We start from the raw sequence: 20,113 nt of genomic DNA on the forward strand, positions 1-20,113 counted from the left end.
TCGACCCGGTGACCTCCCCGCCTGGGCACCTGGGCGATTCAACCGCCCATCGGATCGGTCCGGCGTCCTCGCATGCGCGGGTGCGTTTGCTGGGGTAGCGACCTCTCAGCGGCGGTGCGGGCGTCGCCCCGGCCGGCCAAGTTCAGGACCGGAGGGCGGCGGCAAGGGCCGGGTTCACCGCCGTCGACAACGCCAGCAACGATTCCACCAGGAGGTCGATCAGGTCGGCTCGCGTAATGGTTTCTTCGCTGAGCCAGGACAGCGTGGTCTCCTCGGTGAACGCGACCCACCCCCGCACCGAGAGCAGCAGGCGGGGATCTTCGCGCTCCTGATCGGACAGTGGCACCTCGGAGAGAATGATGTCGACGATCGCTCGCCGGGTTTGCGACACCATTTCCGCCAGGGCGGGATCGGAACTGGTGGGGCCACGCAACAATGCCAGATACGAGGTGCGGTTTTCGCTGACGTAGTCGATATAGCGGCTCACCGAATCGCGCAGCATATCGGCGAGCCCGAGGCTGGGATCCGGTACGACGCGTACCAGCAGTTCCGCATTCGCCTGCTGCACTACGGCCAGTTGAAAGTCTTGCTTCGTCGGAAAGTAGTGGAACAGCAGCCCGCGGGAAATACCCGCCTGAGCTGCGATTTCACTGACCGGAATATCCTCGATGGCCCGTTCGCCGAGCATTTTCACGCCGAGGGTGATCAGCTGTGCCCGCCGCTCGTCGGGGCTCAGGCGGACGCGCTTGGCGGTTTCTCCCTGGCTGATACTCACTTCGTCCATCCTACTGAACGCTGCTCAATACTGTTGACTCCGGCTCAATAGAGCTCTAGTCTGAGTATATGAGTCGCAAGGTTACAGACAAAGCTGTCGCCAACCAGACAGTCCGCCACCTGCGGACGATCATCATCGGCAGCGGTTTCGCCGGCCTCGGCCTCGCCATCCGGCTGACCCAGCAGGGCCGGGATGATTTCCTGGTGCTGGAGCGCGGCAGCGATGTCGGCGGCACCTGGCGGGACAACACCTACCCGGGTGCCGCCTGCGACGTGCCGTCGCACCTGTACTCCTACTCCTTCGCACTGAACCCGGACTGGTCGCGATCGTTCTCCCGGCAGGGCGAGATCCAGTCCTATATCCAGGCCGTCGCCGAGAAGTACAACGTGCGCGATAAGCACGTCTTCGACTGCGATGTCACCAGCGCCCGCTGGAACAACGACACCGCCCGCTGGGAGATCTCTTCCAGCAAGGGCGATTTCACCGCCGATACGATCGTCTCCGCGGTCGGCGCGCTGTGCGAACCCAATCTGCCCGATATCAAGGGCATCAACAGCTTCGAGGGCGAGATCTTCCACTCGGCGCGCTGGAACCACGATTCCGACCTCACCGGCAAACGGGTGGCGGTCATCGGCACCGGGGCCTCGGCCATCCAGATCGTCCCGGCCATTGCCGGCAAGGTATCCCACCTCGACGTCTACCAGCGCACCGCGCCGTGGCTGCTCCCCCGGCTGGACCGGCCCTACACCCTGCCGGAGCGGCTCGCCTTCAAACACATTCCCGGCGCCCAGCGGCTGTCCCGGGCCGCCATCTACGCCATCCGCGAAACCCAGGTGGTGGGCCTGGCGAAAGTACCGGCACTGATGCGCGGGTTCGAGGCACTGTCCAAGGCCAAATTGCAATTCGAGATCCGTGATCCCGAATTGCGCAAGAAGGTCACCCCGGACTATCGGATCGGCTGCAAACGCATGCTGATCTCCAACGAGTACTACCCGGCGCTGGATCGCGACAATGTCGATGTGGTCACCGACCCGATCGCCGAGATCCGCACGAACTCGATCGTGACCGAGGACGGTACGGAACGTGAGGTGGACGCGATCGTGGTCGCCACCGGCTTCCACGTCACCGATTCCCCCACGTACCAGACCATCTTCGGTCGCGACGGCCGTAGCCTCACCGAGGTGTTCGACGAGATCGGCCAGCAGGGCTACAAGGGATCGGCGATCGCCAACTACCCGAATATGTTTTTCCTGCTCGGCCCGAACGTCGGGCTCGGCCACACCTCGATGGTGTACATGATCGAATCGCAGATCAACTACATCGCCGATGCGCTGGCGACCTTCGAGAACCGGAACCTGCGCACCGTCGAGGTCCGCCGCGACGCCCAGGATTCCTTCAACGCAGGCCTGCAGCGCAAACTCGCCAAGAGCGTCTGGAGCACCGGCGGCTGCGCCAGCTGGTACCTGGACAAACACGGTAACAACACCACGTTGTGGCCGGACTTCACCTTCGAATTCCGCCGTATCACAAAGCGTTTCGATATCGATGCTTACGATACGACCACGGCGCCCGCCGCCTCCGACCGCCCCGATCTGAAAGTAGTGACTGCACAGTGAGCAACGAGGCTTATTTCCGCAACAAGGTCTGCGTCATCACCGGCGCCGGGTCCGGTATCGGCCGCGCACTGGCCGTGAACCTGGCGCGCCGCGGTGCGAAGCTGGCGCTCTCCGATATCGATACCGAAGGCCTGGCCGAAACCGTGCGCCGCTGCGAACAGCTGGGCGCCGAGGTGAAATCGGACCGGCTCGACGTCGCCGAGCGCGAGGCGGTACTGCTGTACGCCGATGCGGTGAAACAGCATTTCGGTGTCGTGCACCAGATCTACAACAACGCCGGTATCGCACATCACGGCGATATCGTGAAAACCGATTTCAAAGACATCGAACGCATCATGGACGTCGATTTCTGGGGTGTGGTGAACGGAACCAAGGCGTTCCTGCCCTACCTCCTGGAATCCGGCGACGGGCACGTGGTGAACATTTCCAGCCTGTTCGGCCTGATCGCCGTCCCGGGCCAAGCGGCCTACAACTCGGCCAAATTCGCGGTCCGCGGATTCACCGAGGCGCTGCGCCAGGAAATGCTGGTGGACAAGGCGCCGGTCCAGGTCACGTGCGTACATCCCGGTGGGATCAAGACCGCGGTCGCCCGCAACGCCACCTACAACGAGGATATCGACGGCGCGGACGCCAGCTCGAAATTCGACAAGTACCTCGCCATCCACAGCCCGGAGATGGCGGCGGAAGCCATTGTCGACGGTGTGCGCAAGGGCCGCGGCCGGGTACTGATCGGGTGGGAAGCGAAACTGCTGGATCTGTTCGTCCGCACCGCCGCCTCCGGTTACCAGCGCATCGCGGTCGCCGTCGAACGTCGATTCCTACCCTGACCGGGAGAATGTCCGATATGCGCGATATCGCCCTGCCACTGCCGTTGATCCGGGCGTTCATGGGCCCGCTGTACCGGCTGTCGTTCGACCACCGGCTGCCGTTCCGGGTGCAGCGCTCGCTGATCGACGCCGCCTCGGTCCTGCAGCCGGTGCCCGCGAGTGTGCGGGTGGAGAAGTTGCGGCTGGGCGGACGCCCGGCCGAACGGCTCGCCCCGCGTACCCCCGCGGACACCGACCCCGCCGCCGTGCTCTACCTGCACGGCGGCGGTTACACCGTCGGGTCGCTGGCCACTCATCGATCGCTCAACGGCCGCCTGGCCGCCGCGACCGGGCTGCCGGTCTATGCGATCGACTACCGGCTGGCTCCCGAGCACCCCTATCCGGCGGCGCTCGACGACGCCGAGGCCGCCTACCTCGAACTGGTCACCGAATACGGCTATCGGCCGGACCGGATCGCGATCGCCGGCGATTCGGCGGGCGGCGGTCTCTCCCTGGCGCTGGCCCAGCGGCTCATCGCCCGGCACGGGCATACCCCCGCCGCGCTCGGGCTGATCGCCCCCTGGGTGGATCCGAACCAACTCTCCGAACGCCCGCGCGACCTCGTGGTCAACGGCCCCTGGTCGCGGGCGTGCGCCGCGGCCTATCTGGGCGGCGGTGACTGCACCGATCCGGGCTACGCCCCGCTGCACGGCGTCCTCGCCGGACTGCCCCCGGTGTATGTCCAGGCCGATATCGACGAACTGTTGCACCCGCAGTGTGTCGACCTCACATCCGCGCTGCGGGCAGCCGGGGTCGCGGTGGAGTTCACCGAGAGCCGCGGGCTCTGGCATGTCGCCCAGCTACAGGCCGGCTTGGTCGGTCCGGCGGCCACTGTCCTGGGCGAAATGGCCGGCTTTCTGCGGCACGCCGTAGATGGGCAACCGGCGAGCGACATAGGATGAACTGATCAGGACTCGTGAACCCCGGCCATGACGTGAACTCTGCGCATTCACGGGTGGCCCGCCACCGGACGGTGCCGGTGGCGTAAATTACCGACCAGTAAGCACACAGGGAAAGGCAACGATGCGCGAGTTCGAAGCCCCGGCTTCCTACACCATCCCGGAGGACGCGAACAATTCCGATGCCGTGTTCCGGCACGCGAAGGAATCCCCCGCCGCGGTCATGTTCAACATCCCCGACGGCCGGGGCGGGTGGCGCGATGTGCGGGCGGAGGAGTTCGCACAATCGGTCACCGATGTGGCGAAGGGGCTGATCGCCTCCGGTATCGAACTGGGCGACCGGGTCGCCATCATGGCCGCCACCCGCTACGAATGGGCGCTGCTCGACTTCGCCATCTGGGCGGCCGGCGGCTGCACCGTGGCCATCTACGACAGCTCGTCGGCCGAGCAGGCCCGCTGGATCCTGCAGGATTCGGCCACCACGCTGCTGATCGTGGAGAACGACAAGCACCGCGACGTGATCGCCGAGATCGACCCCGGCGAACTGCCGCAACTGCGCGAAACCCTGCAGATCGACTCCGGCGCGCTGGACACCCTCATCGGGCGCGGCGCCGAACTCGACGACCAGGCCGTGCACGACCGCCGCGCCCAGGTCACCGCCGCCTCCCCGGCGACGCTGATCTACACCTCGGGCACCACCGGCAGGCCCAAGGGCGTCATGCTGACCCACGCCAACCTGTGGGCCGAATCCCGCTCCGACCGGATCGCGCTGGCCTCCTTCCTCTCCCCCGGGAAGAAGACGCTGATGTTCCTGCCGCTGGCGCATGTTTTCGCCCGCGCCGTAGGGCTGGCCGCCTTCGACGCCAAGGTCACCGTCGCGCACACCTCCGACTGGAGCACACTGGTCGCGCAGTTCGCCGAGCACCGGCCCGATTTCGTGCTGTCGGTACCGCGCGTTTTCGAGAAGGTGTACAACGCGGCCAAGCAGAAGGCGCACGACGAGGGCAAGGGCGCGATCTTCGATGCCGCCGCGGCCACCGCGATCGCCTACAGCGAAGCCTTGGAAAAGGGCAAACCGGGTCTGCGGCTGCGACTCCAGCGCGCCCTGTTCGACAAACTGGTCTACGGGAAACTGCGCGCCGCGCTCGGCGGTAACTGCCAGGCGGCGGTTTCCGGCGGCGGGCCCCTCGGCGCCCGGCTGGGCCATTTCTTCCGCGGTATCGGCGTCACCATCTTCGAGGGCTACGGCCTCACCGAGACGACCGCCGCCATCACGGTCAACACCCCGGAACATATCCGCGTGGGATCGGTCGGCCGCCCGATCGAGGGCCATGCCGCCAAAATCGCCGAGGACGGCGAGCTGCTGCTGCGCGGTTCCGTGGTGTTCGACGGTTACTGGGGCAACGACGAAGCCACCGCCGACGCGTTCGAGGACGGCTGGTTCAAAACCGGCGATCTCGGTGCCATCGACGCGGACGGTTTCGTCACCATCACCGGCCGCAAGAAGGAAATCATCGTCACTGCCGGCGGTAAGAACGTCTCCCCCGCCGTCCTCGAGGATTCGCTGCGCGCCCATCCACTGATCAGCCAGGTGATGGTGGTCGGCGACGGAAAACCGTTCATCGGCGCGCTGATCACCCTCGATCCGGAAGCACTGCCGGGCTGGAAGGAACGCAACAACGTCGCCGCCGACGTCGATATCGCACAGCTGGTCAACAACCCGATGCTGATCACCGAGGTGGAGACCGCGGTCGCCGACACCAACAAGAAGGTCTCCAAGGCCGAGCAGATCAAGAAGATCAATATCCTCACCGTGGACTGGACTCAGGAAACCGGTGAACTCACCCCGAAGATGTCGCTGAAACGTGGCGTGGTGATGAAGCAGTATGCCGAGGAAGTCGAGAAGATCTACAGCTGAGTTGTATTGATCGGCGCCGACTCCGTTCGCCCAGGATTCGGCCGCGGGTCCCTGTGGTCGGCACTCGATGCCCGCAGCTGCGCACGACTCCGAGAGCGAAGGCGCAGGATCGCTGTATCGCATCGAGTACCGGCCAGTGACCGTCCGGACTTTTCCAGAGCCCCACCGCGCGGGTCATACGGTGGTGCCGGCGACTGCGGCGCCCCGGTTCCAGACGCGGCTCATCGCGCGGGATCTGGGAATAGATCATGTGCTGTGCACCGAACGGTGATTTCCGACGGCGTACTCACCGGCGAGATCGACGGCGAAATCGTCTGGGGCCAGAACAAGGCCGACCTGGTGGAGAAATTCGCCATCACCAAAGATATCGACCTCGAAAACAGTTTCGGCTACTCCAATGGCGGCGCGGACCGCTCCATGCTCGAACTGCTCGGACATCCGGTCGCGGTGAATCCGGACCGCGATCTCGCCGCGGCCTCGGCCGATAACGGCTGGGCCAGACTTCGATTCGAGCGTCGCGGCGGCAATCTCTACCACCTGGCCCGCACGCTCCTCGGATTACTCGCGGTGATCGGCGCGTCCGGCGCAGCTATGTTGTGTTCGATGGGCCGCGATCGTCGCACGCTGCGCAACCGGGTACTCCGGTGGGTGCCGACGACAGCGCTGCGCTGCGTCGGCCTGCGCATCCGGGTGAGCGGCCCGGAAACCGCCCGCACCGTCAGGCCCGCGATTTTCGTCTTCAACCACCAGAGCAAGAGCGACGCGTTGATCATCCCTATATCGTGGGTAACTCCTCCACCCCCGTGGTCACCCGGAAAGCGCTGAAATATCCGGTCTTCGGCCGACTCTTGAAAATGGCCGGTTCTCTCTTCATCGATCGTTCCACGCCCCGGGGGCACCCAGCAGGCGTTGAACACGCTGGTCAGCGAACTCCAGGCGGGCAACTCGGTCGCCGTCGCACCGGAGGGACGTCTCGTCGACCCCTCGATTGCAGACCTTCGAAAAGGGCGCCTTCCACCTCGCAATTCAGGCGGGAGTGCCGATCGTGCCGGTGGTGATCCACAACGCGGGCAGGGCGTTGTGGCGGAATGCGCTTGTCGTCCGGCCGGGAACGATCGACGTCACGATCCTCGACCCGATAGATACGTCTTCGTGGACGGTGGAGACACTGGACAACGAGGTCGCGTCCCTCCACCGGCGCTACCTCGACACGCTGGATCGTCGGCCCGGCACCGGTTCCACCGGCGCGCACTGATGGCGAGCATATTCACCGTCCGCGCCCTGCTCACACAAGAAGACCACGGTCGGGCTATCGGTTCACCGAGTCCGCCGGGGGCGCGTCCGCCGGATCCGCCGGGCGGACTACGGGATTACGAATGAACAGCGCGGATGCCACGACACCGATCAACAGCAGCGCGGCTGGTAGGAACGTTGCGGCACTCAGCGCCGAACTGAACGCCTGCCGCGCCCCTTCTGGGACCTGGGCAGTTCCCATCGCTTCACCGGCCGGGGCACCGCCCAGGCCCTCGGCAGTCATCCGGGCCGCGATCAAGGCACTGATGGCCGCGCTCCCGAGCACCGAACCCACCTGCCGGGTCGTGTTGTAGACCCCCGCACCGGCCCCGGCCTGAGGTATCGGCAGATTGTGGGTCGCGGTGGTGGCCAGTGGCGCCCAGATGAACGCGTTGGACAGGCCCGCGACCGCACCCGCGAGCACCATCCAGGTGATATTCGCGTGCGGGCTCCGCATCACCAGTGCCAGCCAGGCAACCGCTATCGCGAACAACCCGAACCCCACGGTCGGGATGAGCCGGGGATGCCACCGGCCCGAGAACTTGCCCACCACCGGTGCCGCCACACCCGAGATGATCGCCATCGGGGCGAGGACCAGTGCGGATCGGGTGGGCGTCATACCGTGCACGGCCTGCAGATAGAAGTAGATCGGCACCATCACCGCGGTGGTCGCCGCGCCCATACTCGCGATGGCCACATTCGACATCGAGAAGTTGCGATCGCGGAAAAGGCTCAGCGGGAGCAGCGGTTCCCCGGACCCACGTGCCTGGGTCACCAGGAAAACGGCCAGCACCGCCAGCCCGGCGCCGATCATCGACCAGATGATGACCGACCAATCGTTGGCGTTGCCCTCCTGGATACCGAACACCAGCAAGAACATGCCGGTCGCACTCAGCGCGACCCCCAGCAGGTCGAATTTGTGCTCATGGGTCGGCAGGGACGGCACCAGCCAGACCGCGAGCACGAACGCGACGATCCCGACCGGCACGTTGACGATGAAGATCCATTCCCAGCCGAGACCGTCGACCAGCACCCCGCCCATAATCGGGCCGATCAGGGTCGCCAGTCCGGCGACGGCACCCCACAGACCCATCGCGGCGCCGCGGCCGTCCGGCGGGAAGGTCCGGGTGATCACCGCGATGGTCTGCGGTGTCATGAGCGCGGCACCCAGCCCCTGCACCGCACGTGCCGCGATCAGGGTTTCGATATCGCCGGACAGCCCGCACCACAGCGAGGCCAGCGTGAACACCGTCAGGCCGACCAGATAGATGTTCTTGGGGCCGAACCTGTCGCCGAGCCGTCCCGTGATGAGCAGCGGTACCGCGTAGGTGAGCAGATAGGCGCTGGTCACCCAGATGACGCTGGAGATATCGGCGTGCAGATCGGCCATGATCGCCGGGTTCGCGACTGCCACGATGGTCACATCGAGCAGGATCATGAAGAACCCGACGACCAGGGCGCCCAAGGCAAGCCACGGATTACGTTGAGTGGGCATAGGTTCCATTCCTGTCCCGGCGGCGCGGGATGCGCCGGCCCATGGATCTGTCGCGGTGCGCCGCGTCACCCGGCCCGCCATCGGCCACCGGCCAGTGGCACGCGGCAACGGTTCATGCCGTCTCACTCCGGACTACAGGTACGACATCGCGGGCCGCGCCAACATTCCGGGCATTTCGGACCGATCGTAACCTGTGCTACAGACTGTGCGCGTCCAGCCAGGTTCGTGCCAGCTCCGCCGGCTCGGCACCCTCGTCGCGCACACGCAGCACCAGTGCGGCGAGTTCGCCGGTGGTCAGTTCACCGGCCACATAGTTCAGCTTCTCGGCCTGCACCTCGTCCAGCACCCCCTTGCGGAGAACAGCAACCGGGTTCTGGGCGCGGATCGCCTCCCCGGAATCGGCCAGCACGGTCAGGCCGTCGGTGCCACCGGGCAGGAATTCGGCCGGACCCCCCAGCACGGCCACCTGGATCCGGCCGTCGACCAGGGCGCGCCGCAGTTCGGCGGGGTCGGTGAACTGGTGAGTCGCGGCGAATTCGCATCCCGAGATCCGCGTTGCGGCCGCGGGAAGGTCCAGCAGGCCCGGCACCGCCGCGATACCCGCGGTCAGCCCCGAACACCGATTCGCCAGATCTTCGACCGACCCGATTCCGTGTTGTCCGGCAGTGGCAGTGGTGACCAGCACCCGTGGTTCGAAATCGGCGCCGTCGGCGGGATCGGCGGTAACGGTGTCCTGGGGCAGCGAACCGTTCAGTTCCCCGGTCACGGCCTCGACCGTCTCGGCATCCGCACCGATATTCAGCTCGGCCAGCAACGCACCGTTGTGATCGGCCGCCACCGCGACGTTCCCCGCCGCCAATGCGGTCAGCATCTCGGCGCGATCCCCGAGGCCGGGCTCGACCCGGACCGCCGCCCCCGTCCGTGCCAGCGCCTGCGCATAGATCTCGGCCAGCACCCGGGATTGCGCCGACTGCTGCGCCCCCACCACCAGCGGATCGGCGGCCTCCCCGGATCCGCAGGAAACAGCCAGCACCGCAAGTGCCGGTACCAGCATCCGCCCCACCACACGCACCGACGCGGTCAGCACCATCGCGCGCGACACCCACTTCCCGTAACCAGCCTGCCGCACCCGGTCCCGGGCGCCTCGACAGCCCCCGAATCTACCGGCGCGCACGCTTCCAACGATCCGCACCCCACAGCCTCCACCCGCGTCCGCGATGCGATACGCGTGTCCACGCCCATGATCCGGCCCTTACCCCGGTACTCGCTTGCGGGTGCCGCAAGCCGGCCGCTGCACCGAACTCATCGCCGAGCAAGGAAGCCGACGGGCCCTGCAGCGGCGACCGAAACCTGGCACGGCCCCCTCGGCGCTGCGCCCGTTCCAGGCGGCAGCACCATTCGGCTCGGCCTCCCGCCCTCGCACAGCCAACGATGGTGCCGAGTTCAGCGAGGCCCTGTGAGGTTTTGGCCCGTCCCTGCTTTCCGTGCTCGAAGCGATTCGGCGCAGCCGCGAGTGTCGAATGCGGAAGCGGGGGCAAGGGGGCCGAAGCCCCGCGCCGACGGAGTAGGGGCCGAAACTACAGCGCCAAAAACTACAGCACCCGGTCATTGGTGACGACCGGGTGCTGCAGCTGGGTTACCGCCCGGGTAAGGCGGAACGATCTATCAGGCAACGCCTTCCGCGCGGGCGGCGGCGGCGACCGCGTCGGCGACAGCCGGGGCGACCCGGGGGTCGAGCGGGCTGGGCACGATCTTGTCGACCGCGAGCTCGTCGGCGACCACGCCGAGGATCGCGTCGGCGGCGGCGATCTTCATTCCCTCGGTGATCCGGCGGGCACCCGCGTCGAGCGCGCCCTTGAACACACCGGGGAAGGCCAGCACATTGTTGATCTGGTTCGGGAAATCACTGCGGCCGGTGGCGACGATCCCGGCGTACTTGCGGGCGACGTCCGGGTGGATCTCCGGGTCCGGGTTGGACATGGCGAACACGATCGATTCCGGTGCCATCGAGGAGATGAGGTCTTCGGCGATGGTGCCCGCGGACAGGCCCAGGAACACATCGGCGCCGGTGAGAGCATCCGCCGCGGAGCCGGTGAGGCCGCGCGGGTTGGTGCGCTCGGCGAGATCGGCCTTCACCGCGTTGAGGTCGGTGCGGTCGCGGCCGACGATGCCCTTGGAATCGAGCACGGTCACATCGGGGATACCGGCGGCGAGCAGGATATTGGTGCACGCGACACCCGCGGCGCCGGCGCCGGAGACGACGACCTTCAGGTCCGAGGTCGGCCGGCCCTGCACCTTGGCGGCGCCGTTCAGCGCCGCCAGCACCACGATGGCGGTGCCGTGCTGGTCGTCGTGCATCACGGGGCAGTCGAGCGCTTCGACGACCCGCTTCTCGATTTCGAAGCAGCGCGGCGCGGAGATGTCTTCGAGGTTCACGGCACCGAAGCTGGGCCGCAGGCGCACCAGAGTTTCGACGATTTCGTCGACATCCTTGGTGTCGAGCACGATCGGGATGGAATCGAGCCCGGCGAACTTCTTGAACAGCGCCGATTTACCCTCCATCACCGGCAGGGAGGCACGCGGGCCGATATCGCCGAGGCCGAGCACCGCGGAGCCGTCGCTCACGACGACCACCAGGCGGTCGGTCCAGGTGTAGCGCTTCGCCAGTTTTTCGTCCTCGGCGATAGCGCGACTCACCTGCGCCACCCCCGGGGTATAGGCGATCGATAGGTCGCGCTGGGTCTCCAGGGGCGAGCTGAGCTCAACCGAGAGCTTGCCCCCGAGGTGACCGGCGAAGATCTCCTCGTGAGTGATCGCCGCGAGGTCTGCAGCCTCATTTTTGCTGGCGGTGGCGTTCGGTGCGTCAGTCACAGAGGACACGTTTTCACTCCTGCTGGTTGCGGTCGTAACCGGTGGACGGTTACCGCCGGGTATTTGGTGTTATCTGCGTCATATCGTTCATCGGTGGCGCGACCAGGATGTTTCCCGGTGGTGCCGTAACCCGGAGGCCCGCAGAGTCCGGGGCGAGACGAAAGGTGGCAGCACTGACTTCGGGCAGCTGCCCTCCGGGCGGATTTCGGACGGGTTGGTCCGGCAGAACTCGACCGGCGCCCGGCTCCGGCTGCGATGGTGCGTCGCGTGGCGGTGGGCGCCCGATATCCCCGACCCGGCGGTGGCAACGATCGGGAATCCGCAACATTGTGCCAGGTCCGGTGCGGAACGCCAAACCGGCACCGCGGATCGTGTATCGAACACCACCGGCTCAGCCTAAGTCGCGGGCATTACCTTCCCGTAAGGGGAAACTCCCGGCTCCGGGAAGCCCGGGGTGAGAACCCGGGTGGCGCCGGCGGTACGCGCCGTGAAATCTGTCCGTCCGGCTAGATCCACCACTGCGTCCACAGCAGCAGTGTTGCGGCGCCCAGAACGAACACGGCGACAACGAATATCGCGGCACCACGGTTGCGATCCGAATAAACCTGCGCCGCAACGGCTATCGCAGCGATTGCAATATGCCAGCCGACCGATTCCGCCCCCGGTCCCGGGAACCCGCGGCGCGCGCCGATCATCGCCGCGCCCACCACGACGCACGCCAGGACGACCAACCCCGCCGCAATGGACCCGCTGAGCCCGCGCAGGACTTTCATGACGCCAGCACCGGCACACCGGTGGCTCGGCCGGCGAGCTTCTCGAACTGTGCCGGATCGGTGGTGCACGCGCCCAGCGCGATGGTTTTGTTCGCACCGTGATAGTCCGAGGACCCGGTCGTGAGCAGGCCGTATTCACCGGCCAGTTCCCGGAGCGCGGTCCGATCCCGGGCATTGTGGTCGGGGTGGTCGATTTCCAGCCCACCCAGCCCCAGTGCGGCGAGATCCGGGATCTCCGCGAGGTCGAGCAGCCGGCCGCGCGAACGGGCCCGGCCGTGCGCGAGCACGCTCACCCCACCTGCGTCGGCGATCATCTCCACCGCCCGGTGCAGCGGTGTATCGGCCTTCTCCACGTAGTAAGGGCCGTTCGCGGACAGCAACTGCGCGAAAGCGGCTTCCACGCTGGGCACGACCCCCGCCTCCACCAATGCGCGGGCCAGATGCGGGCGTCCTGCGGCGGGGCCGGCCGAAGCGAGCACGGCGTCCGGGTCCACGGGTAGCCCGTCGGCGGCCATCTGCTCGGCCATGGCGCGTAGGCGCTGGACCCGTTCGCCACGTAGCCGTTCACGTTCGGCCGCGAAACCCGTGTCGGCCGGGTCGAACAGGTAGGCCAATAGATGCACCGATACCGGCCAGCCGTCGATCCCGCGGCCGATACACGACATTTCCATCCCCCGGACCAGCGATAAACCGGCCGGGCACGCCGCCTCGGCCTCGGCCCAGCCGGCGGTGGTGTCATGATCGGTGATCGCGACCACGTCCAGACCGGCAGCAGCCGCGTTCCGCACCAGATCGGCCGGAGTATCGGTGCCGTCGGAGGCGGTGGTGTGGGTATGCAGGTCGATGCGCACGCCGTCCAGTCTGTCAGTGCGGGCTCCCGGGGCCGGTCGCGGTGGCGGGCTGGCATCGCCTCGTGCCCTCCCTGCCGCTGCCGTTCCACAGTCCGGGACGGTCGCGGTCTTCTCGTTCGGTCTCGTATATCCGGGTGCCCACTGCCCGCGCGGTCGTCGATTGCGCTGTCAATGTGGACGGTGAGCGGCTCCCCGGACGGCACACCCGAAGAAGTGCACTCGCCGCCGCGCGTGAGCACGGCGGATTCGTCCGGCTCGGCCTGCACGATCCCGATGATGCCCAGATGGCCGAGATCGCCGAAACGTTCGGCTTGCACGCCCTGGCCGTCGAGGACGCGGTACAGGCCCACCAGCGACCGAAACCGGAACGCTACGACACAACGCTGGTGATGGTCATGCGTACCGTCGCCCACCGGGATCACGAACTGCACAGCGTCAGCGAGATCGTGGAAACCGGCGAGCTGCTGATATTCATCGCGCCCGATTTCGTGATCGCCGTCCGGCACGGCGAACATTCACCGCTTTCGGTCGTGCGGCGCGGGCTGGAGGCGGATCCCGAGCGGTTACGCCTGGGCCCCGGCTCGGTCCTGCACACGATAGCCGACCATGTGGTCGACTCCTATATCGAGGTCGTGCAATCGGTGGAATCGATATCGACGCCATGGAAGAAGAAAACTTCACTCCTCGGTCACCGTCGAATCGATCTATCAGCTCAAACGGGAAGTAGTGGAACTACGCCGGGCAGTGAATCCACTGGCCCTGCCGCTGCACACTCTGGTCCACAACACGGACCTGCCGTTGGATGCGGAGATCCGCCGCTACCTGCGTGACGTCGCCGACCATCACACCGCGGTCGCGGAACGGATCACCGATTTCGACGATGCGCTGAGCTCACTCATCAACGCGGCACTCGCCAAGATCACCGTTCAGCAGAATACGGATATGCGCAAGATATCGGCGTGGGTTGCGGTGGCTGCCGTACCCACCATGATTGCCGGAATCTACGGAATGAATTTCGAACATATGCCGGAACTGAAAACCACCTGGGGTTATCCGGTGGTGCTCCTGTTCATCTTCGCCGTCTGCGGCACCCTGCCGGCACTGTTCCACCGCAACAACTGGCTCTGAATCACAACGAGGCCGCACCGCGGGCCGGGTCCAGCACATCGATCCCGGCTTCGGCCCAGGCCTCGCGCAGCGCCTGCGCGCCACGCAGGCGCACCCATGCGGCTTCGGTGGCCGTCACCGGCGTCACCGCGAAGTAGTGAACGGGATCGGCAGGTTCGGGTAACTCCACGTCGGGTATCTCCCCGGCACCGAGCAGTACTGCGGTGAACGGGGCATCACGCCACAGCGGCTCACCCACATCCAGTAGAGCGTCCGCCTGCAGGACAACACCTTCCACCGCGGGTGACGCGGCGAGCACCCCCAGCGACCGGGCCACCCCGGCGCCGCCACCCGATCCGGCCCGCAGGGTGAGCAGCAGTTCGGCCCGCGGCCCGCGGACCGGGTCGGCCAGGACGTCGGACGGATCACCCATCGGATGCCGGGAGCCGCCGACGGTCGCGTAATGCACCACGCCGTCACCGGGGATCCGCAGGATCTCGATGGGTTCGAGCCCCAGGAACGTCACCGACGCAGTGTCCACAGCGGCCGTATCCACCTCGAAATGGCGCGTCACAGCGGCGCGTACCCGCTCGATCACATCCATCCGCTAGATGGCCAGCCGGGCGAGCATATCCCGCGCCTGTTCGGCGGTTTTCGGATCGCACAGCACGTCGTAGCGGCCCGCCACCAATTGCATGGTCGACGCGAAATCACGCTGACCGCGGGTCGCGGCGTACGGGATCGTGGTGGAGATGACCCCGAAAATAATGCCGCCGACCAGGCCCACCAGCAGCGGACCCGCCATCCCGTTGGTGGTGAACAAGCTCAGCAGCAAACCGAGGAACAAGCCGAGCCAGGCGCCGGACACCACACCTCCGCCGATGACCTTGCCCCAGTTCAGCCGGTACAACACCCGCTCGACCTGCATGAGATCGACGCCGACAATCGTCACGTTCTGCACCGGGAACTGGTTGTCCGCCAGATAATCCACGGCACGCTGCGCTTCGGCATAGGTCGGGTACGAACCGACCGGCCATCCCGAAGGCGGCGTGGGCAGACCCTGTCTGCCGCGATTCGAGCTCCCCAGGGGATTCGTCATGATTCCATTGTGCCGTCTCGAGCTCGTCCGGCTATTCGGGGGCGGTAAACGTTGTTGTTCTCTTCATCCCGGCGGCGCGGCCTTTTTCCGCGATGACGACCGCCATTTTCGCGCTGGCCTCATCGATCATTTCGTCGCCCAGCATCGCGGCTCCGCGCGCGCCGCCCTCGGCAGATGTGTGATAGGCGTAGGCGTCGAGGATCATTTCGGCGTGGTCGTAATCGGCCTGCCGGGGACTGAAGATTTCGTTGGCGGCGTCGACCTGGCTCGGGTGCAGCACCCATTTCCCGTCGAAGCCCAGGGCGGCGGTGCGTCCGGCCGCGCGCCGGAAACCGTCGATATCGCGGATCTGCAGATAGGGACCGTCGATGGCCTGCAGGCCGTGGGCGCGCGCGGTGAGCAGGATGGTCATCAGGATGTGGTGGTAGGCGTCGCCGGTGTCGTAGCCCTCGGGCTGCTCGCCGACCACGAGGGTGCGCATATTGATACTCGCCATGAAGTCCGCGGGACCGAAGACCAGCGTCTGCACCCGGGGGCTTGCGGTGGCGATCTCGTCGATATTGCGCAGCCCCAGCGCATTCTCGATCTGTGGTTCGATGCCGATCCGGCCGGGTCGGATCCCGTTGGCGCGTTCCAACTGGCTCAGCAGCAGATCCAGGGCCCGCACCTGACCCGCGTCGGTGACCTTGGGCAGCAGGATCGCGTCGAGCGCAGTACCGGCGCCGTCGACCACGGAAATCACATCGGCGTAGGTCCACTGGGTGGTCCAGTCGTTCACCCGGACCACCCGCAACTGCTCCCCCCAGCCGGAATCGTTGAGGGCGGCCACGATATTGGCGCGGGCGGCGGCTTTCGCCCCCGGGGCGACGGCATCCTCGAGATCCAGGAACACCTCGTCGACCGGCAGGCCTTTGGCCTTGGCGATCATTTTCGGGTTGCTGCCCGGCACGGCAAGGACGGAACGGCGCGGCTTCATCAACACTCCTGTGGTCGGCCCGGTCCGGCCCCGGAACATCTAGCCTGGCACTCATGGCAGCTACCAGGGTGTACATCGCCAGGCTGACCGGCCTGGCGGTGCTGGGGCCGGACGGCGAGTCTATCGGCCGCGTACGCGACGTCGTGGTGGCCGTCCGGTACGACCGGCAGGAACCGCGTGTGCACGGTCTGGTGGTGGAATTGCCGACACGGCGGAGGATCTTCGTCCCGATGCTGCGGGTCACCAATATCGAACCCGGTTCGGTCACACTGAACACCGGTAATGTCAGCCTGCGGCGTTTCGCGCAGCGCCCCGGAGAGCTGCTGGCCATGGCGCAGATCGTGGATTCCACCGTGCAGGTCGACGATCCCGACCTGCCGGATCTGGCGGGGGTCGATGTGTTCGTGGTCGATCTCGGAATCACGCTGACCCGCACCCGGGACTGGCGGGTCGCCCGGGTCGCGGTGCGCGGGCATCGCCGGCTGGGGCGGCGGCGCACGGTGCATGTGGTTGATTGGGCCCGGGTCGAGGGCCTGACACCGTACGAGATCGACCGCCCGGGCCAGGACGTCAGCACATTGCTGGAGCAGTTCGAAGGCCGGCGCGCCGCCGATGTCGCGCATATGTTGCGGGAACTGCCCGCCAAACGACGCCTGGAGGTGGCGCTCGCCCTCGACGACGAGCGGCTCGCCGATGTCGTCCAGGAACTCTCCGGTGACGACCAGCTGGACCTGCTCGGCCAGCTGGAGATGACCCGCGCGGCCGATGTCCTCGAGGCGATGGACCCCGACGACGCCGCCGATCTGCTGGGTGGCCTGCCGGAGAACGAGGCCGAATCTCTGCTGACTCTGATGGATCCGCAGGAATCCGAGCCGGTGCGCCGGCTGCTCGAACATTCACCGGATACCGCGGGCGGGCTCATGACGCCGGAACCGGTGGTCCTCTCGCCGTCGACCACGGTGGCCGAGGCGCTGGCCCGGGTCCGCAACCCCGATCTGACACCCGCGCTGGCGTCGGTGGTGTTCGTCGTGCGTCCACCGACGGCCACCCCGACCGGCCGCTATCTGGGGTGTGTCCACCTGCAGCAGTTGTTACGCGAACCGCCGGCGCATCTGGTCGGCGGAATCCTGGACGCCGATCTGGCGACTCTGCGGCCGGAACTGCCGCTCGCGGCGGTGACCCGATATTTCGCCACCTACAACCTGGTGTGCGGTCCGGTGGTCGACGAACAGAACCATCTGCTCGGTGCGGTAAGCGTGGACGATGTCCTCGACCATCTGCTGCCACCCGACTGGCGTGAGGACGAACAACTGTACGAAGGTGTGCGTCCGTGACCGACAAGAGCACGGCCGGGCGGGCGGTCTCCAGTGCGCGGCAGCGACTGGAGACCCCCGTCGGAACCAGGTTCCGCTTCGATTGGGATGCCGAAGCACTGGCACGCGGCAGCGAACGGATCGCCCGATTCCTGGGCACCGGACGTTATCTCGCGATTCAGACGGTGGTGGTGATCGTCTGGATCGTGCTGAACGTTTTCGTGATCACGCTGCGCTGGGATCCCTACCCGTTCATCCTGTTGAACCTGGCGTTCTCCACCCAGGCAGCCTATGCCGCGCCGCTGATCCTGCTGGCGCAGAACCGGCAGGACAACCGCGACCGGGTCTCCCTCGAGGAGGACCGGCTGCGAGCCGCGCAGACCAAGGCCGACACCGAGTTCCTGGCCCGGGAACTCGCGGCGTTGCGCCTGGCGGTGGGCGAGGTCGCGACCCGTGATTATCTGCGCCGCGAACTCGACGAGATCCGCGATGCACTGGAGCGGATCGAGTACACGACGGGAGTCGGGCCGACGCGCGGCCCGGACAAAGCAACCAAGCCGAAACGCAAGAAAACCTCCGGTCACAAGGCGGTTACGGGCCCGATTTCACCGCCTGTCGCCGATGAATGACCGGAAATCCGCAATATGCTCCTGACCGGTAGGTAACCTGGATCACGTTGTCCCGAGCGCGCCGTACGGGAATGTCCGAGACGGTCGCTCACCTGTGACATAGAGGAACGGTGGAGCCGAATGCGGATACCTACCCCTGTGGCAATGTCGGCTCTGGTCATGGCGGGCCTGGTAGCGAGTGGTTCCGCCGTCCACACCACCATGTCGTCGACCCCGCCGGAAGCTCCCGGAGCCAGACTCGCGACGAATGCCGATCAGGCCGGAGACGCCGCCGAAGATACCGAAGCCCCATTGACCCAGACACTCGGAATGCTGCCGGTCGAACCCACCACGCCCCGGAAACTCCGGGCCCTGAGCCCGGTACCGGCCGACGGAATCCCACCCTTCGCCGGTACCGTTCCGTTACAGAGTATCGCCCTGCCCAGCGGCAGTGGCGCGTTCGGCATCCCGGAGATCGTGCTGGCCGCCTATCGCAACGCCGAACTGGCCCTGCAGTCCTCGACCCCCGGCTGCGGACTCACCTGGAACCTGCTCGCCGGTATCGGCCGTATCGAATCGGGGCATGCGAGCAACGGGCGCACCGACGCCGCGGGAACCACCAACCCGCCCATCTTCGGCCCGGCACTGGACGGCACGCTGCCGGGGAACGAGATCATCCGAGCCACCGACGGTGGCTACGTCCGCGCGCTGGGTCCCATGCAGTTCCTGCCCGGCACCTGGTCGCGCTACGCCGCCGACGGCAACGCCGACGGCCACGCCGATCCGCACAACGTCTTCGACGCCGCCCTGGGCGCCGGCAAGTATCTCTGCTCGGGCGGGCTGAATCTGCGCGACCCGCAACAGGAACTGCGCGCCGTCCTGCGCTACAACAACTCGATGTCGTATGCGGCCGAGGTGCTGAGCTGGTCGGCGGCCTACCGCACCGGCGGCCGGGCTGCGCCGGTTATCCCCTCCCCGGGGCTCGTCCCGCCCGGCAGCGCCCCCAGCGAGTTGCCGCCCGGATCGCCGGACCTACTGGCGGCACAGACGGATACACCGGTGCCGCCGCCCCCACCCGAACTGGCGGTGCAGACCCCGCGGCCCGAACCCATGATCCGTATCCCCGGATTGCCGCCCATCCCCTGCGGTTTGCTCTGCCCGCCCGCGCCGGGGTCGCCGAAGGTCGGCCAAGCGCTCCCCGCACCCGGCCCCGGCGCACCTGCCGCCCCCGGTGATCCCGCGACCCCGGGCGCACCCGCGGGCCCGGGCACCCAGGCTGCGCCCGGAGCCCCGGCTCCCGCGGCACCCGAAGCACCCGCACCGGGAGCACCTGCACCACAAGAGGCCCCGCAGAACCAGGCGGCACCACCCCCGCCGGCGCACAATCCGGAGGTACAGGCGGCTCCGGCGCCCGCACCACCCTCCATCACCCTGCCGGGCGGGCTGGTCATCCCGCTGCCGATCGCGCTGGTTCCCGGCCCGGCGGCCCCCACCCCCGCGGACGCGGTACCGCCACCACCGCCCATCGAGACCGCTCCCGCGCCGTCTCCGGCCGAACCCGCCCCGCCTGCCTGACAACTCCCGGCCGGCGGTGTCGCCCGCCGGCCGGACAGCATCCACCGCAGCCCGGCTCCGTTGTGGCCGGCGCCGGGT

19 protein-coding genes and 1 pseudogene are annotated in these 20,113 nt (G+C 67.0%); 11 read left to right on the top strand and 9 right to left on the bottom strand.

Translation table 11 applies throughout. The features are described from left to right. Nucleotides 1-142: 142 nt before the first annotated feature. Nucleotides 143-784 (bottom strand): TetR/AcrR family transcriptional regulator, encoded by a 642-nt coding sequence (locus tag NFL01S_RS08375; protein ID WP_062973179.1) that lies wholly within the window; start codon nucleotides 782-784, stop codon nucleotides 143-145. 59 nt (nucleotides 785-843) lie between these two features. On the opposite strand from NFL01S_RS08375, the gene NFL01S_RS08380 reads away from it, so the two are divergent. From NFL01S_RS08380 to NFL01S_RS08405, 7 genes are all read left to right on the top strand, one after another. Further along, nucleotides 844-2,391 carry a flavin-containing monooxygenase gene (locus NFL01S_RS08380; protein ID WP_062973181.1) on the top strand — a complete coding sequence of 516 codons (1,548 nt, stop codon included), beginning with the start codon at nucleotides 844-846 and terminating at the stop codon, nucleotides 2,389-2,391. After that, complete coding sequence (locus tag NFL01S_RS08385) at nucleotides 2,388-3,218, top strand: SDR family NAD(P)-dependent oxidoreductase (RefSeq protein ID WP_062973183.1); 831 nt, start codon at nucleotides 2,388-2,390, stop codon at nucleotides 3,216-3,218. Before NFL01S_RS08380 ends, NFL01S_RS08385 begins: the two co-directional genes overlap by 4 nt. Nucleotides 3,219-3,235: 17 nt before the next feature. Next, nucleotides 3,236-4,159 (top strand): alpha/beta hydrolase, encoded by a 924-nt coding sequence (locus NFL01S_RS08390; protein ID WP_062973738.1) that lies wholly within the window; start codon nucleotides 3,236-3,238, stop codon nucleotides 4,157-4,159. A gap of 121 nt (nucleotides 4,160-4,280) precedes the next feature. Beyond that, nucleotides 4,281-6,074, top strand: a complete 1,794-nt coding sequence (locus tag NFL01S_RS08395) for an AMP-dependent synthetase/ligase (RefSeq protein WP_062973185.1) — start codon at nucleotides 4,281-4,283, stop codon at nucleotides 6,072-6,074. Nucleotides 6,075-6,141: 67 nt separating this feature from the next. Continuing rightward, nucleotides 6,142-6,345: a haloacid dehalogenase-like hydrolase gene (locus tag NFL01S_RS37825; protein WP_503826394.1), complete on the top strand. Its 204-nt coding sequence runs from the start codon at nucleotides 6,142-6,144 to the stop codon at nucleotides 6,343-6,345. Continuing rightward, on the top strand, nucleotides 6,330-6,899 hold the full coding sequence (locus NFL01S_RS08400; RefSeq protein WP_157116371.1) for a 1-acyl-sn-glycerol-3-phosphate acyltransferase: 570 nt from the start codon (nucleotides 6,330-6,332) through the stop codon (nucleotides 6,897-6,899). Before NFL01S_RS37825 ends, NFL01S_RS08400 begins: the two co-directional genes overlap by 16 nt. A gap of 163 nt (nucleotides 6,900-7,062) precedes the next feature. Further along, on the top strand, nucleotides 7,063-7,329 hold the full coding sequence (locus NFL01S_RS08405) for a lysophospholipid acyltransferase family protein (protein ID WP_062973189.1): 267 nt from the start codon (nucleotides 7,063-7,065) through the stop codon (nucleotides 7,327-7,329). Nucleotides 7,330-7,383: 54 nt separating this feature from the next. Here the strand turns inward: NFL01S_RS08405 and NFL01S_RS08410 are convergent, their stop codons facing one another. The 5 genes from NFL01S_RS08410 to NFL01S_RS08435 form a co-directional block, all read right to left on the bottom strand. Beyond that, nucleotides 7,384-8,862: a DHA2 family efflux MFS transporter permease subunit gene (locus tag NFL01S_RS08410; RefSeq protein WP_062973191.1), complete on the bottom strand. Its 1,479-nt coding sequence runs from the start codon at nucleotides 8,860-8,862 to the stop codon at nucleotides 7,384-7,386. A gap of 196 nt (nucleotides 8,863-9,058) precedes the next feature. After that, the gene (locus tag NFL01S_RS08415; protein ID WP_245670574.1) at nucleotides 9,059-9,964 is read right to left on the bottom strand and encodes a glycine betaine ABC transporter substrate-binding protein; all 906 of its coding nucleotides are present in this window, start codon (nucleotides 9,962-9,964) and stop codon (nucleotides 9,059-9,061) included. Nucleotides 9,965-10,527: 563 nt separating this feature from the next. Next, a complete protein-coding gene (locus tag NFL01S_RS08420) occupies nucleotides 10,528-11,733 on the bottom strand; it encodes an NAD(P)-dependent malic enzyme (protein WP_062973193.1) in 1,206 nt (401 codons plus the stop codon). A 506-nt stretch (nucleotides 11,734-12,239) separates the two neighbouring features. After that, nucleotides 12,240-12,506, bottom strand: a complete 267-nt coding sequence (locus NFL01S_RS08430; RefSeq protein ID WP_062973194.1) for a hypothetical protein — start codon at nucleotides 12,504-12,506, stop codon at nucleotides 12,240-12,242. Further along, nucleotides 12,503-13,357 (bottom strand): PHP domain-containing protein, encoded by an 855-nt coding sequence (locus NFL01S_RS08435; RefSeq protein WP_062973196.1) that lies wholly within the window; start codon nucleotides 13,355-13,357, stop codon nucleotides 12,503-12,505. Before NFL01S_RS08435 ends, NFL01S_RS08430 begins: the two co-directional genes overlap by 4 nt. A 62-nt stretch (nucleotides 13,358-13,419) precedes the next feature. Here NFL01S_RS08435 and NFL01S_RS08440 point away from each other — a divergent pair. After that, nucleotides 13,420-14,485, top strand: a pseudogene (locus tag NFL01S_RS08440) (magnesium and cobalt transport protein CorA). Nucleotide 14,486: 1 nt separating this feature from the next. Here the strand turns inward: NFL01S_RS08440 and NFL01S_RS08445 are convergent. The 3 genes from NFL01S_RS08445 to NFL01S_RS08455 are packed head-to-tail and all read right to left on the bottom strand — an operon-like array spanning nucleotide 14,487 to nucleotide 16,539. Further along, nucleotides 14,487-15,068, bottom strand: a complete 582-nt coding sequence (locus NFL01S_RS08445; protein ID WP_084492515.1) for a suppressor of fused domain protein — start codon at nucleotides 15,066-15,068, stop codon at nucleotides 14,487-14,489. Between the two features lie 3 nt (nucleotides 15,069-15,071). Further along, nucleotides 15,072-15,563 (bottom strand): YflT domain-containing protein, encoded by a 492-nt coding sequence (locus NFL01S_RS08450; RefSeq protein WP_033243303.1) that lies wholly within the window; start codon nucleotides 15,561-15,563, stop codon nucleotides 15,072-15,074. A 31-nt stretch (nucleotides 15,564-15,594) separates the two neighbouring features. Continuing rightward, the gene (locus tag NFL01S_RS08455) at nucleotides 15,595-16,539 is read right to left on the bottom strand and encodes an HpcH/HpaI aldolase/citrate lyase family protein (protein WP_062973198.1); all 945 of its coding nucleotides are present in this window, start codon (nucleotides 16,537-16,539) and stop codon (nucleotides 15,595-15,597) included. 53 nt (nucleotides 16,540-16,592) lie between these two features. On the opposite strand from NFL01S_RS08455, the gene NFL01S_RS08460 reads away from it, so the two are divergent. From NFL01S_RS08460 to NFL01S_RS08470, 3 genes are all read left to right on the top strand, one after another. Further along, nucleotides 16,593-17,873 (top strand): magnesium transporter MgtE N-terminal domain-containing protein, encoded by a 1,281-nt coding sequence (locus NFL01S_RS08460; RefSeq protein ID WP_062973200.1) that lies wholly within the window; start codon nucleotides 16,593-16,595, stop codon nucleotides 17,871-17,873. Continuing rightward, nucleotides 17,870-18,481, top strand: a complete 612-nt coding sequence (locus NFL01S_RS08465; RefSeq protein WP_062973202.1) for a DUF1003 domain-containing protein — start codon at nucleotides 17,870-17,872, stop codon at nucleotides 18,479-18,481. Before NFL01S_RS08460 ends, NFL01S_RS08465 begins: the two co-directional genes overlap by 4 nt. Nucleotides 18,482-18,625: 144 nt before the next feature. Then, nucleotides 18,626-20,035 carry a lytic transglycosylase domain-containing protein gene (locus tag NFL01S_RS08470; protein WP_245670575.1) on the top strand — a complete coding sequence of 470 codons (1,410 nt, stop codon included), beginning with the start codon at nucleotides 18,626-18,628 and terminating at the stop codon, nucleotides 20,033-20,035. The last annotated feature ends 78 nt before the right edge of the window (nucleotides 20,036-20,113 follow it).

Source organism: Nocardia flavorosea NBRC 108225 (genome assembly GCF_001613385.1).
Taxonomy (GTDB): Bacteria; Actinomycetota; Actinomycetes; order Mycobacteriales; family Mycobacteriaceae; genus Nocardia; species Nocardia flavorosea.